The organism is Ferrimonas balearica (genome assembly GCF_019802055.1).
Classification (GTDB): domain Bacteria; phylum Pseudomonadota; class Gammaproteobacteria; order Enterobacterales; family Shewanellaceae; genus Ferrimonas; species Ferrimonas balearica_A.
Map to the genome: position 1 here is coordinate 87,365 of NZ_JAHVHW010000007.1, position 14,799 is coordinate 102,163.

16 protein-coding genes are annotated in these 14,799 nt (G+C 58.8%); 8 read left to right on the forward strand and 8 right to left on the reverse strand.

Features of this window, described 5'->3' with window-relative positions; genetic code table 11:
• Positions 1–202: 202 nt before the first annotated feature.
• Entirely contained in the window at positions 203–829 is a 627-nt protein-coding gene (locus tag KUV52_RS08020; protein ID WP_222525422.1) for a hypothetical protein, read from the forward strand.
• Positions 830–884: 55 nt separating this feature from the next.
• Positions 885–1,250: a DUF952 domain-containing protein gene (locus KUV52_RS08025; RefSeq protein WP_222525423.1), complete on the forward strand. Its 366-nt coding sequence runs from the start codon at positions 885–887 to the stop codon at positions 1,248–1,250.
• A 72-nt stretch (positions 1,251–1,322) separates the two neighbouring features.
• Here KUV52_RS08025 and dxs read toward each other — a convergent pair whose 3' ends face one another.
• Genes dxs through xseB form a run of 3 tightly spaced genes read right to left on the reverse strand, consistent with a single transcriptional unit; the run spans position 1,323 to position 4,334 of the window.
• Positions 1,323–3,188 (reverse strand): 1-deoxy-D-xylulose-5-phosphate synthase, encoded by a 1,866-nt coding sequence (dxs, locus tag KUV52_RS08030; protein WP_222525424.1) that lies wholly within the window; start codon positions 3,186–3,188, stop codon positions 1,323–1,325.
• Positions 3,189–3,213: 25 nt separating this feature from the next.
• A complete protein-coding gene (gene ispA / locus KUV52_RS08035) occupies positions 3,214–4,101 on the reverse strand; it encodes a (2E,6E)-farnesyl diphosphate synthase (protein WP_222526810.1) in 888 nt (295 codons plus the stop codon).
• Positions 4,098–4,334, reverse strand: coding sequence for an exodeoxyribonuclease VII small subunit (xseB, locus tag KUV52_RS08040; protein ID WP_222525425.1), 237 nt, complete (start codon positions 4,332–4,334; stop codon positions 4,098–4,100). The genes ispA and xseB overlap by 4 nt, the downstream gene beginning before the upstream one ends.
• Before the next feature lie 199 nt (positions 4,335–4,533).
• On the opposite strand from xseB, the gene pomA reads away from it, so the two are divergent.
• The 4 genes from pomA (at position 4,534) to aroG (ending at position 9,008) form a co-directional block, all read left to right on the forward strand.
• Positions 4,534–5,298 carry a flagellar motor protein PomA gene (pomA, locus tag KUV52_RS08045; RefSeq protein ID WP_222525426.1) on the forward strand — a complete coding sequence of 255 codons (765 nt, stop codon included), beginning with the start codon at positions 4,534–4,536 and terminating at the stop codon, positions 5,296–5,298.
• A complete protein-coding gene (locus KUV52_RS08050; RefSeq protein WP_222525427.1) occupies positions 5,298–6,242 on the forward strand; it encodes a flagellar motor protein MotB in 945 nt (314 codons plus the stop codon). Before pomA ends, KUV52_RS08050 begins: the two co-directional genes overlap by 1 nt.
• Before the next feature lie 123 nt (positions 6,243–6,365).
• On the forward strand, positions 6,366–7,820 hold the full coding sequence (thiI, locus tag KUV52_RS08055; RefSeq protein ID WP_222525428.1) for a tRNA uracil 4-sulfurtransferase ThiI: 1,455 nt from the start codon (positions 6,366–6,368) through the stop codon (positions 7,818–7,820).
• A gap of 132 nt (positions 7,821–7,952) precedes the next feature.
• Positions 7,953–9,008 carry a 3-deoxy-7-phosphoheptulonate synthase AroG gene (gene aroG, locus KUV52_RS08060; RefSeq protein ID WP_222525429.1) on the forward strand — a complete coding sequence of 352 codons (1,056 nt, stop codon included), beginning with the start codon at positions 7,953–7,955 and terminating at the stop codon, positions 9,006–9,008.
• Between the two features lie 44 nt (positions 9,009–9,052).
• Here the strand turns inward: aroG and KUV52_RS08065 are convergent, their stop codons facing one another.
• Both KUV52_RS08065 and KUV52_RS08070 read right to left on the reverse strand, forming a co-directional pair.
• Positions 9,053–9,934, reverse strand: coding sequence for a ketopantoate reductase family protein (locus KUV52_RS08065; RefSeq protein ID WP_222525430.1), 882 nt, complete (start codon positions 9,932–9,934; stop codon positions 9,053–9,055).
• Positions 9,931–10,416, reverse strand: a complete 486-nt coding sequence (locus tag KUV52_RS08070) for a VanZ family protein (RefSeq protein ID WP_261389943.1) — start codon at positions 10,414–10,416, stop codon at positions 9,931–9,933. The genes KUV52_RS08065 and KUV52_RS08070 overlap by 4 nt, the downstream gene beginning before the upstream one ends.
• A 17-nt stretch (positions 10,417–10,433) precedes the next feature.
• Here KUV52_RS08070 and KUV52_RS08075 point away from each other — a divergent pair, with 17 nt between their 5' ends.
• A complete protein-coding gene (locus KUV52_RS08075; protein WP_222525431.1) occupies positions 10,434–10,916 on the forward strand; it encodes a YajQ family cyclic di-GMP-binding protein in 483 nt (160 codons plus the stop codon).
• A gap of 343 nt (positions 10,917–11,259) precedes the next feature.
• On the forward strand, positions 11,260–11,493 hold the full coding sequence (locus tag KUV52_RS08080) for a hypothetical protein (RefSeq protein WP_222525432.1): 234 nt from the start codon (positions 11,260–11,262) through the stop codon (positions 11,491–11,493).
• Between the two features lie 60 nt (positions 11,494–11,553).
• Here KUV52_RS08080 and KUV52_RS08085 read toward each other — a convergent pair whose 3' ends face one another.
• The 3 genes from KUV52_RS08085 to KUV52_RS08095 all read right to left on the reverse strand — a co-directional run bounded on the left by KUV52_RS08085 (position 11,554) and on the right by KUV52_RS08095 (position 14,791).
• Positions 11,554–12,672: a sensor domain-containing diguanylate cyclase gene (locus KUV52_RS08085; RefSeq protein ID WP_222525433.1), complete on the reverse strand. Its 1,119-nt coding sequence runs from the start codon at positions 12,670–12,672 to the stop codon at positions 11,554–11,556.
• 45 nt (positions 12,673–12,717) lie between these two features.
• The gene (locus KUV52_RS08090) at positions 12,718–14,118 is read right to left on the reverse strand and encodes an AmpG family muropeptide MFS transporter (protein WP_222525434.1); all 1,401 of its coding nucleotides are present in this window, start codon (positions 14,116–14,118) and stop codon (positions 12,718–12,720) included.
• Between the two features lie 79 nt (positions 14,119–14,197).
• The gene (locus tag KUV52_RS08095) at positions 14,198–14,791 is read right to left on the reverse strand and encodes a peptidylprolyl isomerase (RefSeq protein WP_222525435.1); all 594 of its coding nucleotides are present in this window, start codon (positions 14,789–14,791) and stop codon (positions 14,198–14,200) included.
• Between the last annotated feature and the right edge of the window lie 8 nt (positions 14,792–14,799).

The following is a 14,799-nucleotide window of genomic DNA, read 5'->3' on the forward strand; positions in this document are numbered from 1 at the left end:
CGCAATTTAAGCAGTGACTGGGTCGCCTGTAAAGGGGCGACATAAAAAAACGGGAACCCCTGCCAAGGTTCCCGCAAAATTAGGAGGATAATGATGAACACAGTTAATCGGTTCAGTTAATGAGACTGCGGCCCTTTCCTTAAGTTCCACTTACAGGCAAACTTTTTCCAAGAAACTTCAAAATCTCCTGAATAACAATACGATGCAGGCTACATTTTTTCGCAACCTGGTGATGCTTTCTGTTCTGACCTCAGTGCTGGCAGGCTGTGCCACGCCGCCACCGCGGGATCCGGAGAACCTTTGCGCCATCTTTGAAGAAAATCGAAGCTGGTATAAGGCGGCCAAGGCCACGGAGGAGAAGTGGGGGGTGCCGGTTCATGTGCCGATGGCGATGATGTACCAGGAGAGCTCCTTCCGGCACAACGCCCGTCCGCCGATGCAGTACTGGTTCGGCTTTATCCCGGTGGGGCGTGCCTCCAGTGCCTATGGATATGCCCAGGCAAAGACCATGACCTGGGACGACTATGTCCGTGAAAACAATCGCTCTTTTGCCAGTCGAAGCAACTTTTCCGATGCCCATGATTTTATGGGGTGGTTCATCTATAAGAGTCATCAGGTCAACGGTGTGTCCAAATGGGACGCCTATGCGCAGTACCTCAACTACCACGAAGGGTGGGGGGGCTATCGCCGTGGCACGTACAATCAAAAGCCCTGGCTGATCAATGTGTCAAGAAAGGTTGACGAAAGATCGAAGCGTTATGCCGCGCAATATCGCCAGTGCAAAGAAGACCTCGACCGCAGTTGGCTGTGGCGACTGTTCTTCGGTTGACAGAAACAGAGTAGGGTGCCACCAGGCGCCCTTTTTTGGGTCACAAGGAGGGGAGATGACCGTACTGTACCGAGTGGTGGGAAGGGATGACTGGGAGCAGGCCAAGTTGCTGGGGTACGTGCCCCCCTGTGGCAGTGATCGTCGAGCGGGCTGGGTGCACCTGAACTGCCCGGAGGATGTGGCGTTGGTTGCGGGACGCTACTTTGCGCCTGAGGAGCAGCCTTTGGCGCTGGAGCTCGACCTGGCCGGTCTTGAGGCACAGCTGGAGTGGTTGGGGCCGACGCCAGAGAAGAACTGGCAGCAGCCGGTTCTGAAGGTATCCTCACTGCAACTGACCTGGGTCAGTGCGGTGCATGAGTTGATGCCCCGGCGAGAGGGGCGGACGGTGCACTACCGGCTTGGTATCGCAGAGCCGCTGTAAGGCGGTGACGCTCCCCAGCCTGAAAAAACAAAGCCCCGCGATGCGGGGCTTTGTTGTATTGGGGTGCTGCCGTTAGCGTTCGAAGAACGCGTTGGCGCGCTTGATGATGCCAGCGCTGTCCAACTCCAGCACGGTGTGCATCTCCTCCTGACTGCCCTGCTCGATAAAGCGATCCGGCAGGCCCAGTTGAAGAACACGCCTGGCCAGGCCCTGTTGCGCCAGGGACTCCAGCACGGCGGAGCCGGCGCCACCCATGAGGGCGTTCTCTTCCAGCGTGATCAGGTGGTCATGACGCTCAGCCATCTGCTTGACCATCTCATGATCCAGCGGCTTCACAAAGCGCATGTTCACGACGGTGGCATTCAGGGTCTCGGCAGCTTCCAGCGCATAGGGCAGCAGGGTACCGAAGTTGAAGATGCAGATCCCTTGCCCTTCACGGCGGATCTCCGCTTTGCCGATGGGCAGAGCGGTCATCTCAGCGGTCGGTTCAACGCCCATGCCATTACCGCGAGGGTAGCGAACCGCAGCCGGACCATTGTGAACGTGGCCGGTATAGAGCATCTGACGGCACTCATTCTCGTCCGCCGGGGCCATAACGGTCAGGTTCGGGATGCTGCGCAGGTAACTCAGGTCGAACGCCCCCTGGTGGGTTTGACCATCGGCGCCAACCAGGCCACCACGGTCGATGGCGAACAGCACCGGCAGGTTCATGATGGCTACATCATGGATCACCTGGTCGTAGGCCCGTTGCAGGAAGGTGGAGTAGATCGCCACCACCGGGTTGAGTCCTTCACAGGCGAAACCAGCGCCCAGCGTGACCGCATGCTGTTCGGCAATGGCGGCATCAAAGTACTGACTCGGGAAGCGCTGCGAAAACTCCACCATGCCTGAGCCTTCACGCATCGCCGGGGTGATGGCCACCAGCTTGTCGTCCTGGGCGGCCATATCACACAGCCAGTCGCCAAACACCTTGGAGAAGGTGGGCTTGCCCGGCTCGGACTTGGGCAGCTTCCACTCTTCGGGATTGAACCTGGGGACGCCGTGGTAACCGATCGGGTCCTCTTCCGCTGGCTGGTAGCCTTTGCCCTTCTTGGTCATGACATGGAGGATCTGGGGGCCCTTCAGGTTGCGCATATTGCGCAGGGTATCCACCAGGCCTTCCACATCGTGTCCGTCGATGGGGCCGATGTAGTTGAAGCCAAGCTCCTCGAACAGGGTACCGGGTACCACCATGCCTTTGAGGTGCTCCTCGGCACGGCGGGCCAGCTCCTTGATGGGCGGCATGGCGCCCAGCACCTTCTTACCGCCTTCACGAATGGTGGTATAGAGGCTGCCGGAGAGCAGGCGGGCCATGTGCTTGTTCAGTGCACCAACATTCTCGGAGATGGACATCTCGTTGTCGTTGATGATCACCAGCATGTCTTTGTGGATGTCACCCGCGTGGTTCAGCGCTTCAAAGGCCATGCCTCCGGTCAGCGCGCCATCACCAATCACCGCCACCACTTTGCGCCCGGCGCCTTCACGGTCGGCGGCAATGGCCATACCCAGGGCGGCGCTGATGGAGGTGCTGGAGTGTCCCACGCTGAAGGTGTCGTACTCGCTCTCTTCCCGCCAGGGGAAGGGGTGCAGGCCATCTTTCTGACGGATGGTATGCATCTGCTCGGCACGACCGGTGAGGATCTTGTGCGGGTAAGCCTGGTGGCCCACGTCCCAGACCAGGCGGTCAAACGGCGTGTTGTAGACATAGTGCAGAGCCAATGTCAGCTCGACAGTGCCCAGACCGGAGGCGAGGTGCCCCGAGGAACGGCTGACCGAACGCAGCAGGAAGGTACGTACTTCGTCGGCCAGCAGGGCCAGTTGCTCCTGAGGGAGTTGTCGCAGTTGCTCCGGCGTCAATGCCTGTGAAAGGAGCGGGTAGTCAGACAGATCCTGGCTCATTATCCGTATTCGCTTGTTTGTTTCGTTACTGGCCGCGCTCGACAATGTAGCGAGCGAAGGCTTTAAGTTGTTCGGTATTGTACGGCAACTCTGTGAGTGCTGTCAGGGCATCCTGATAGAGAGTCTGCGCCGCGTCACGAGCGCCATCCAGTCCGAGCAAAGCGGGGAAGGTGCTCTTGTCCGCCGCAAGGTCGGAACCCTGGGGCTTACCCAACTGCTCAGTGTCAGCCGTAATATCGAGAATGTCGTCCTGCACCTGGAACGCCAGGCCGATCGCTTCGGCAAAGCTAAGCAGCGCGTTGCGCTGGGCTTCAGGCAGATCCGGTACCGCATAACTGCCCAGTTCAACGGAAGCGCGGATCAGGGCGCCGGTCTTCAAACGGTGCAGTTGGGTCAATGCCTCCAACTCGATACGTTTGCCGGTGCTCGCCAGATCGATCGCCTGACCGCCGCACATTCCCTGGTAACCGGAAGCCCGGGACAGAGCGCGGATCATGGCGATGCGGTTGGGCTCCAATGCAGAGGGCAGCGGGCACTCGGTCAGCAGTTCGTAGGCGAGGCCTTGCAGTGCATCGCCCGCCAGAATCGCCGTGGCTTCGTCGAAGGCGATGTGAACTGTAGGCTGGCCACGACGCAGATGGTCATCGTCCATGGCGGGAAGATCATCATGGATCAACGAGTAGGCGTGGATGCACTCGACAGCGGCCGCCAGTGGATCCAGCGCTTTCTCGTCGGCACCCAGCAGGCTGCCGGTGGCGTACACCAGGAAGGGGCGAACCCGTTTGCCACCCAGCAGTGTGCCGTAGCGCATGGCGTCAAGCAGGCGGGCATCGGTGACCGGCAGTTCATTGAAGATCTGCTCCAGCGTCTGGTTTACCCGGTCCTGATAGTGGCTCAATGCGGTTTGCATCAGGCGTCCTCGGTACCGAAGGGTTGCAGGGGTTGCTCCGGATCCTGGGTCAGGATCTGCACCTGCTGCTGGGCCTGCTCCAGCTTTTGCTGGCTGGCGCGAACCAGGGCGATGCCGCGTTCAAACTGGGCTAACGCCTGCTCCAGGGGCACTTCCCCCTGCTCAAGCTGAGCCACGATTCCCTCAAGTTCGGCCAGGGCCGCCTCAAAGGCCATATTTTCCGGTTTTTTCGCCACTGTCTGACTCCCATGGATGTCGGGGGCTAAAAGGTACTGTTTTGGTCTGCTTGGATCAATGAAGCAGCGCTCAGCTTCGGGATTTTTCTCTAAACTTGCCAGTGCCGGAACCGATAAGGACAATAAGGCCGTTTTTTCAGTTTGCTGCGGCCGACTTTGGTCATTAACCCCCTACAGTGGATTGTAGCTAGGAGTATCTGTGGATCTGGCAACCCTCATCGGCCTCATTGGTGCCTTTGCTTTCGTCATCATGGCAATGGTCCAGGGCGGTGACGTGATGATCTTCGTCAACATCGAATCGGTGCTTATCGTAATCGCCGGTTCCCTGTTTGTGGTGATGATGAAGTTCAACCTGAAGCAGTTTTTCGGGGCCGTCAAAATTGCCGCGAAGGCATTCATGTTCAAGCTCGACAAGCCCGAAGCGTTGATCGAGCAGTCTGTCACCATGGCTGACTCCGCCCGCAAGGGGGGCTTTCTGGCCCTGGAAGAGGCCGAGGTCAACAACAGCTTTATGAAGAAAGCGGTGGACCTCCTGGTGGATGGTCATGATGCCGAAGTGGTGCGGGATGCGCTGTCCAAAGACATCGGCCTGACCGCAGAGCGCCATACCGCAGGCATCGACATCTTCCGCAAGCTGGGTGACGTGGCACCGGCGATGGGGATGATCGGGACCCTGATCGGTCTGGTGGCGATGCTCAACAACATGGATGACCCCAAAACCATCGGCCCCGCCATGGCGGTCGCGCTGTTGACCACCCTCTATGGCGCCATCATCGCCAACATGGTTGCCATGCCCATTGCTGACAAACTCGAACTGCGCATGCAGGAGGAGATGCTAAACCGTCGCCTTATCATGGACGCAGTGCTGGCGATTCAGGACGGTCAGAATCCCCGGGTGATCGAGGGCTTCCTCAAGAATTACCTGAATGAGAAGAAGCGCGCCATCGATACCACGGAGGATTGATGTCGGAATTTGCTCCCAAGCGTAAGAAGGCGGCCGGCGCCCCGGCCTGGATGGCGACCTTCGCGGACCTCGCCACCCTGCTGATGTGCTTCTTCGTTCTGCTGCTGGCCTTCTCTGAGATGGATGTGCTTAAGTTTAAGCAGATTGCCGGCTCCATGAAGTACGCCTTCGGGGTGCAGAACAAGGTGGAAGTGAAGGACATCCCCCGTGGCACCTCGGTGATTGCCCAGGAGTTTCGACCGGGTCGCCCCGATCCGACCCCCATCGAAGTGATTCAGCAGCAGACCGTGGAGTTCACCCGCGACATGCTGAACTATCAGCCCGGTGAGTCTGACGAAGCGGGCGGTCAGCAGAACCAGAGCGGTAACAGTCGTGGTGGCGCATCCAGCGAGACCGCCAACGAAACTCAGAAACGGCAGCAAACCCAGAGCGATTCCCATACGTCCGCCTCCGATGCGGATAACATCAACGAGTTGACCAAGAAGATCGCCCAGCAGCTGGAGGATCAGATCCTCGATGGTGCCATTGAGGTGGAATCCCTTGGTCAGCAGATCATCATTCGCATTCGGGAACAGGGCGCCTTCCCGGCCGGTTCTGCTTTCCTGCAGCCCCGGTTCCGTCCCGTGATTCACGCCGTAGGCAACCTGCTTAAGGATGTGCCCGGCATCATCAGCGTCACCGGCCATACCGACAACACCAACATCAGCAACGAGCTCTATCGCTCTAACTGGGAATTGTCGACGCAACGTGCGGTGGCGGTGGCTCATGAACTGGTCAGAGTGGATGGCTTCGACCCGGGTCGCATGGAGTTGCGTGGTGTAGCGGACAACGAGCCGCTGGTCAGCAATGACACCTGGGAGGGGCGGGTTCGTAACCGCCGGGTGGAGATCAGCATCAACCAGGGTAAAGCAAAAGAATCGGAACAGATCAGCGTGCTGCCCTGAGTCAGTTCACCTTTACATGCCCGTTGTCTCACTTCTATGCTCGGAAAAGCGCCGGGAGGCTCCCGCCTTGTCGTGGCCTGGGGTATAATCCCGCGCTTTTAATGCTTAGGTGTCAGACAGGTCATGAAATTTATCGTCAAGCTGCACTCGGAAGTGATGATCAAGTCCAAGCCGGTGCGCGTGCGTTTCTCCAAAATGCTGGTGTCCAACATCCGCAACATCCTGCGTAAGCTGGATGACGACGCGCGGGTGCGGTTTAACTGGGATCATATCGTGATCAGCAGTGCCAAGGACGACCCGGAGCTGCGTGACCGATACGTTCAGACCCTCAAGTGTCTGCCTGGCATCAGTCACTTTCTGGAAGTGACTCAGCACAATTTTGAATCTCTGGATGACATCTACCAGCACACCCAGCGTATCTTTGGTGAGCGTCTGGCGGGTAAAACCTTCTGCGTTCGCGTAAAGCGCTCCGGCAAGCACGAGTTCAGCTCTCTGGATGTTGAGCGTTATGTGGGCGGCGGTCTGAATCAGCACAGCGAAAGCAACGGTGTGAAGCTGAAAGATCCGGATATGACCATCCATATTCAGATTGAAGAGGACAAGTGCTACCTGGTTGAGCATCGTCACCCGGGCCTGGGCGGCTTCCCCATCGGCTCTCAGGAAGATGTATTGAGCCTGATCTCCGGTGGCTTTGACTCCGGCGTATCCTCTTACCAGGTGATTAAGCGCGGTACCCGCACCCACTACTGCTTCTTTAACCTTGGTGGCGCCGACCATGAGCGCGGCGTGAAAGAGGTGGCTTACTACCTTTGGAAAAAGTACGGCAGCTCCCACCGCGTACGCTTTATCAGCGTTCCGTTCGAGCCGGTGGTGGAAGAGATCCTGGAGCGCATTGATAACGGCCAGATGGGTGTGGTGTTGAAGCGCATGATGATGCGTGTTGCCGCCGAAGTGGCTGCTCGCTTCGATATCCCTGCGCTGGTGACCGGTGAGGCGATGGGCCAGGTCTCTTCTCAGACCCTGTCCAACCTCAATGTGATCGACCGCGCTACCGATACCCTGATCCTGCGTCCGCTGATCACCTGGGACAAGCAGGAGATTGTCGACACCGCGCGCGCCATCGGCACCGCGCCCTTTGCAGAGGTGATGCCGGAGTATTGTGGTGTGATCTCCCAGCGTCCGACCGTAAAGGCGGTGCTGTCCAAGGTGGAAGCGGAGGAAGCCAAATTCTCCGAAGACCTGATTGAGCGGGTGATGGCGTCGGTGAAAGTTGAGGACATCCGGGAGTTGGCGATGGCACAACCCACAGAAACCATTGATATGGAAACCGTCCAGCAGCCGGGCGCCGGCGAGGTCATTCTGGATATCCGTGCACCGGAAGAGGAGGAGCAGAGTCCCCTCGAGGTGGATGGCAGCGAAGTGATCACCTTGCCCTTCTTCAAGCTGGCCAGCCAGTTTGAGAGTCTGGACGCCAGTCGCACCTACCTGCTGTACTGCGATCGCGGTGTGATGAGCAAGCTCCAGGCGCTCTATCTCAAGGAGCAGGGGCATAACAACGTCAAGGTTTATCGACCCTGATCGTCATTCAATCGTAAACGGCGCCTTCGGGCGCCGTTTTTTGTGGTGGGAATTTGGTCTCGCTGTGATAGTGTACAAGAGTCAAAGCCATCCAGAAGGCCATCTTTATCCGTCGAACAGCGTGGTAACCCAATGTATTACAAGAATGACGATGTCCGCATCAACGAAATCAAAGAACTCCTCCCTCCCATCGCCATTCTGGAACGATTTCCGGCAACGGAAACGGCGTCTGAGACGGTCTTTAATGCCCGTCGCGCCATCCACAAACTGCTGCAACGCGAAGATGACCGCCTGCTGGTGGTGATCGGCCCCTGCTCCATTCACGACCCTGAAGCAGCGCTTGAATACGGCCGCCGTCTGCGCGAACTGCGTGAGCAGTATCGTGACACTCTAGAAGTGGTGATGCGAGTCTACTTTGAAAAGCCTCGCACTACCGTTGGCTGGAAAGGGCTGATCAACGACCCGGGCCTGGACAACAGTTTCCGCTTGAACGACGGCCTGCGTACCGCCCGCAAACTGCTGGTGGATCTCAACGATCTGGGACTGCCTACCGCCGGTGAGTACCTGGATATGATCACGCCGCAATACGTGGCCGATCTGATGTGCTGGGGCGCCATTGGGGCCCGTACCACTGAATCCCAGGTACACCGTGAGCTGGCCTCCGGTCTCTCCTGCCCTGTGGGCTTCAAGAACGGCACCGACGGCACCATCCGCATCGCCATCGATGCCATCGCCTCAGCCAGTGCGCCGCACCACTTCCTGTCGGTGACCAAGTATGGCCATTCCGCTATCGTGGCGACGGCGGGGAACCCGGATTGTCACATCATTCTTCGTGGCGGTAAGGAACCGAACTACAGCGCTGAACATGTACAGGCCATCACCGCAGAGCTGGCGGAGGCGGGGCTGCCGCAAAACCTGATGATCGACTTCAGCCACGCCAACAGTGCAAAGCAATACAAGCGCCAGATGGCAGTATGTGATGATGTGTGTGGTCAGCTGGCGGCAGGGGAGTCCGCCATCTTTGGGGCGATGATTGAAAGCCACCTGGTGGAGGGGCGTCAGGATCTGGCGGCAGGTAAAGCCTTGACCTTTGGCCAGAGCATCACCGATGCCTGCATCGGTTGGGCGGATACCGAAAGCGTATTGGCCCAGCTCTCTGAAGCGGTGAGCCGACGCCGGGAGCGGTAAGCGGAATGAACAAAAAAGGCCTGCATCTGCAGGCCTTTTTTCTGTCAGGTATTGGGCTGTAACTGCTGGTACAGACGCTGATGATAAGGGCAGGGCAGGTTGTGTTCCCTCGCCCTTTCGAGCAGGTAGCCGGTGATCGCCCCCAACTCGGTGGGACGGCCGGCCTGAACATCCTGAAGCATCGAGGAGTGGTTGGCCGCCGTGGCCTCTGCCACACCAAGGGCACGCTCCAGAATGGCGTGAGCCGGTTCCTTCTGGCCCAGTGATTGGCCGACCAGGGCGATCTCCTCACTGAGCGCTTCCAACTCCCCTCGATACCCCTCGGCCAGCAGGGCGCCATTGCAAACGCGCTCCCGGGCGGTCAGTGGATTGATCAGCAGATTGACCGTCAGTTTCTGCCACAGGGCTTTCAGGATCTGCTCATCATAGACAAACCCCAACGCGGCTAGGGAAGCAGGAAGCGGCGTGTCGGTATCCACACCGGAAAGCGGTCCGACCCTACGCTGGCCAGCACCGGTATGACGCACGGAATGGGCGTCGAGTTTCAGGGCGCCATCGGTCAGACTCCCCGCCCACCAGGGGCGCTCAGGCCAACGGCCTGCTGCGGCTTGTTGTGGCCCAAGGCCATTGTGTAGCAGCACCAGCGGCACATCCTCAGGAAGCCAGGCCAAAAGCGGCGTCAAGGCGCTCAGACAGTCCTGCGCCTTGGTCAGCACCAGAACGACGCTCAGCGGCTGGGGCTGATCGCTGCCACAGTGGGTAAAGTCGTGGTGTTGCTTGGCGCCGGAAAGGGAAAACAGCTGATGAGAGCGGAGGACCCGAGGCTGTCCTGGACGACGCAACAGGGAGACTTCGAAACCCTGATCGCTGAGGGCATGGGCCAACAGTTGGCCCAACGCTCCTGCGCCAAGAATGCCGATGGTCATCGGGCTTGCCAGCGCCTTAACAGCAGCAACAGCAAGTGGAAGCAGAGCGCGCCAAGCATATCGGCTGCCAAGTCCGCAATTTCGGCACTGCGGTAGGGCAGTTGAGCCTGAACCACCTCAATGATGGCGGCGTAGACCAACAGCAGAGTCAGTTGGGTCAGCGGACGCCAATTGGTGGCCAGTTGCAGCAGGGCGGCCAGGGAGAAAAAGGCGCCAAGGTGCCCCAGCTTGTCAAAGTGGTTGAAAGGCTGACTGTACCCGGGTTTGGAGAACACCAGGTAGGAGGTCACGATCAGGGCCAGCAGCAGAAGCAGTTGTCCGAAGCGGCGTTGATCGGTTGTGGGTTGAGTAATGATCTGCAGCATGGGGCGATAGTAAGCAGCCAAATGGCGTCTGTCATCAAAAAACAGGGCGGTTGCGACCTTGGTAGGGAGCGGGAATCGTGCCAGCCAGACCGTCGTAAGGTACACTTGCACCAACATTATGGTAGGAGGATCCCATGCCGTCATTTGACATCGTATCTGAAGTGGATGCGGTAGAAATCAAAAACGCCGTCGACAACGCCGTCCGTGAACTGGACACCCGCTTCGATTTCCGTGGTGTGGAAGCCAGCTTCAGCTACAAGGATATGGTGGTGACCATGAAGGCCGAGGCGGAGTTCCAGATCCAGCAGATGGAGAGCATTCTGCGCGGTAACCTGGCCAAGCGTAATGTGGACGCCGATGCCATGAGCCTGGGCAAGGCCGAGTTTTCGGGTAAGACCGTCTCCCGCCCCGCCACCTTCCGTCAGGGCATTGAACAGGACTTCGCCAAGAAACTGGTGAAACTGATCAAGGAATCCAAGATCAAGGTGCAGGCCTCCATCCAGGGCGACAAAGTCCGGGTAACGGGCAAGAAGCGTGATGACCTGCAGGAAGTGATGGCACTGCTGCGCGGCGAAAACCTGGACCAACCGGTGCAGTTTAATAACTTCCGTGATTGATCACTGAAGCTAAACACAAAAACGGGCTGCCTTAGGGTGGCCCGTTTTGTTATATAACCCTAATTCCCATGGGTTCCGTCGGGCGCAGCCCCACGCTACGCAAAAACTCTCCTGTTTGTTTCGGAGTTCGGGGCCTGCGGTAGCGTGCCGCCTATGGCGCACGAACTGAGCGGGAAAATGGCCGCAATCGCCGCGGAGCAATCGTTCAATCTTAAGCTGGGCGTCTAGTTAAGGCGCTCATTTTCCAAACGCGTACAGTGATTTTGTATGCCTGAGGCGGGGCATTGGCATCAGTACAAAGTTCACGCCTAGGATGACTGGAAAGCATGGACGAGGAGACAGTATGTCAGACGAAGTGATTACTTCCGCTGTTGCTACTGTACAGGCAGGCGTTGCCAGAGCGGATGGGAAGCTGTCTTTGACCGATTCGGACGTGACGTTTGAGCTGTTTAATCAGCAGTTCGGACTGGGCCCCAATCGGTTTTTGCGTAACGACATTACGTCCGGCAAGCGGTGCGAGTTTATCGTTGCTGGCCCCAGTCAGTGGATTGAGAGGCTGAGCGAGAAAGCCCACTGATGCTTCTCCTTAATAGGGGCTTTGCCCGATAAGACGACGCCCGCCAACGCGGGCGTTTTTCTACGCGGTTTGGGGGTCGAAGCGACTGTGGTCCCGGCCATGGCGTTTGGCTTCCAACAGCCAGTTGTCCGCTCGCTCCATCAAGGCCTGAGGCGTATCCCCCTCCCCCTTCAGGGCGCTGACACCGGCGCTGAAGGTCAGGGAGATTGGGCAGGAGGCGCCCACTTCAAAGGGACGGTTCTGTACCAGCTTATGCAGTTTAGCCAGCACCTCCCGGGCTTCCTCCAGCGAGGTCTGACTGAGTACCAGGCAAAACTCTTCGCCCCCGTAGCGAGCCAGCAGATCGCCGGCTCTGAGACCCGCCTTCAGGCGCTGCGCAAACGCGGTGAGTAACCGGTCACCCACCGCGTGGCCATAGCGGTCATTGACCCGCTTGAAGTGGTCCAGATCCAGCATCACAACCGTAAGGGGCTGACTATTCCGAATGGCGCGTTCACCGGTAAGCATCAGGTGTTGGCGCAGAAACGCCCGATTGTAGAGGCCGGTGAGGGGATCTTTCAGAGAGGAGCGCTCCAGGGCCGTGGCGCGATTTACCAGGGTCCAGGCCAGCAGCGTGGCCATCAGCAACAGCAGCAGCCGGCTGATCTGGTCCGGCATAAAAAACTCACCATAGCGGACAACCCACTGTGGGTCGGAGGGCTGGTGGCCAAGCTGGTGGCTGGCCAACAGGATCATCCCGCTGTAGGTGATCAGGGCCAGAATACCTCCATAGAGGCTGAGTCGTCGGTCGTAGCGCAGGGCGGTGGCGGTGATGGCGATAAAGTAGAGTGCAAATGTCCCTTTGTTATTGACCAGCGCCAGAGGAGTATCCCGGCAGATAAAGTCCAGCCAGAGCCCGGCGGTGATAAGGGAGACATCGAGGGTTACTGAGAAGAACGCCATGGCTGGAACGTAACGGCGTTGCCGCAGAAAGGCACTCCACATCAAGGCGATGGCAAGCGCAATGTAACTCACCACCAGGGCGGGAGTCAGGTCGGTGCCGGTCAACAGCTTGTAGCTGGGCACCAGGGTGATAAGCAGAATAAGCCAGACCCGAAGCCTGGCCATGGTGTGCTCACCGGAGGAGGCCGCCAACAGCGTCTGCTGCTCTGGCTGCCTCCAGAAAGGAACCTGAGTCATCGCCTAAGTCCTTGGCAACAAATGAATTGTTCTACCTTACCCTGTTCACTCGGCTTGAGTCGAATGGAGATGTTCTTGCGTTGCTTGGTTTGGGTCTTTGATGGGGCCCTGTTTATGAAGCAGGTGTATCAGAAACAGCACGGGTACGCCGAGCAGGCTGGCAAAAACAAAGAACCAGATGTAGCCGATCTGGTCCACCAGGTATCCAGAGAAGCCCGCCACAAATTTGGGGAACAGCAACATCATGGAGGAGAGCAGGGCGTACTGGGTTGCCGAGTAAGCGGTGTTCACCAGGCTGGACAGATAAGCGATAAAGGCGGAGGTGGCGATGCCGGCGCTCAGGTTATCCGCGCTGATGGCGAACACCAGCAGGGTGAGGTTGTAACCGACGTGGGCCTGCAGCGCGAACAGCAGGTTGGTGGCGGCCACCAGGGAGGCCCCCAGGAACAGAATCGGAATGGTGCCGAAGCGGAACACCAGCGCACCGCCCACGGCCGCGCCCACCAGAGTCATGATCACGCCGAACACTTTGGAGACGGTGGCGATCTCCCCTTTGGAGAACCCCATATCGATGTAGAACACGTTGGCCATCACTCCCATTACCACATCAGAGATGCGATAGCAGGCGATCAGCGCCAGGATCAGCAGGGCCTGTTTGCCGTAACGCTCAAAGAAGTCCTTAAAGGGGGCGATGATGGCGCTGTGGCCCCAGGCCAGAAATCGGGCCAGGGGAGCGGGAAGGTGGCTGAGTTGCTCCAGTGTGGCAGCCTGAGCGTCGGTCGCCTGCTGTCGATTCACCTCCGGCTCGCTGGCCAACAGCGTGGTGAGCAGGCCGATACCCATGGCGCCGGCCATCACCAGGTAGGCGGTGTGCCAGGCTTCCACCCGGTAGATGGACGGGTCCGGATCCGCCCAGGCGGCAACGGCGAGCGCCCCCGCGCTGGAGAGGATCATCGCCAGTCGATAACCCATCTGGTAGGCGGCGGCCAGGGCGGCCTGCATCTTCTCTGGCGCGGCTTCAATCCGGAAGGCATCCACCACAATATCCTGAGTGGCGGAGGCAAATGCCACCATCAATGCAAACCCGACAAGCAGCGGAAGGTCGGCGATGGGGTCGGTCATCGACATCCCCCAAAGCCCCAGCATCAGCATCACCTGAGCCAGCACCAGCCAGGCCCGGCGACGGCCGAGGGTTCGGGAGAGGAGCGGGATCGGCAGGCGATCTACCAGCGGCGCCCAGAGAAACTTGATGCTGTACGCCAGGGTAACCCAGCTCAGGAATCCGATGGTGGCCCGCTCAATCCCCGCCTCCCGAAGCCAGGCGGACAGGGTGCCGAAGACCAGCATCAGCGGCAGGCCGGAAGAGAAGCCTAACGCCAGCAGCACCAGAACCCGTTTATGCAGGTAGACAGAGAGGGGTTCAAAGCGTTGAGCCAGTCGGATCATGGGCAGGGCTTCCAGGTGGCGGAGGGTTCAGAGTACGGTGGGGAAGGGGGCGGATACAAGGCCCGCCCCGACCGGGTGTTTATTCCGGCAGCAGTGTGGCTTTGATCAGCATCAGCGGGGTGACAGGGACAGTGTCGCCGGGCACCTCATCGTGCGGGCCGGTTTCTACCGCCGCCATGGCATCCAGAACCTCTGTGCCTTCAACCACTTCACCAAATACGGCGTAACCCCAGCGACGGCTGGAGGGATCCAGACGTTCGTTGTCGGCCACATTGAAGTAGAACTGATTGGTTGCCGTGTGCGGTTCATTGGTGCGCGCCATGGCGATGGTGCCGTAGCTGTTGGAGAGGCCATTACCGGACTCATTGACCACGGGCGCTCGCTCCGGGATCGGTTTGTAATCCTTATCGTAGCCGCCACCCTGCACTACGAAATCGCCGATAACGCGGTGGAATACGCTGTTGTTGTAGGCTCCATCCACCACGTAAAGCAGGAAGTTATCCACGGTCAGTTCGGCCCGGCTGCGATCCAACTCCACCACCAGGTTGCCGAAGCTGGTTTCCAACTGCACCTTAGGGAACAGGTTGCCAGGTTGAATGCGGGGATCCTTCTCTGCCGCCAGACCGACGCTGGCGAACAGGAGGGTGAGCGCAAAAGTGAGGGCACGGGTCATATCGGTTT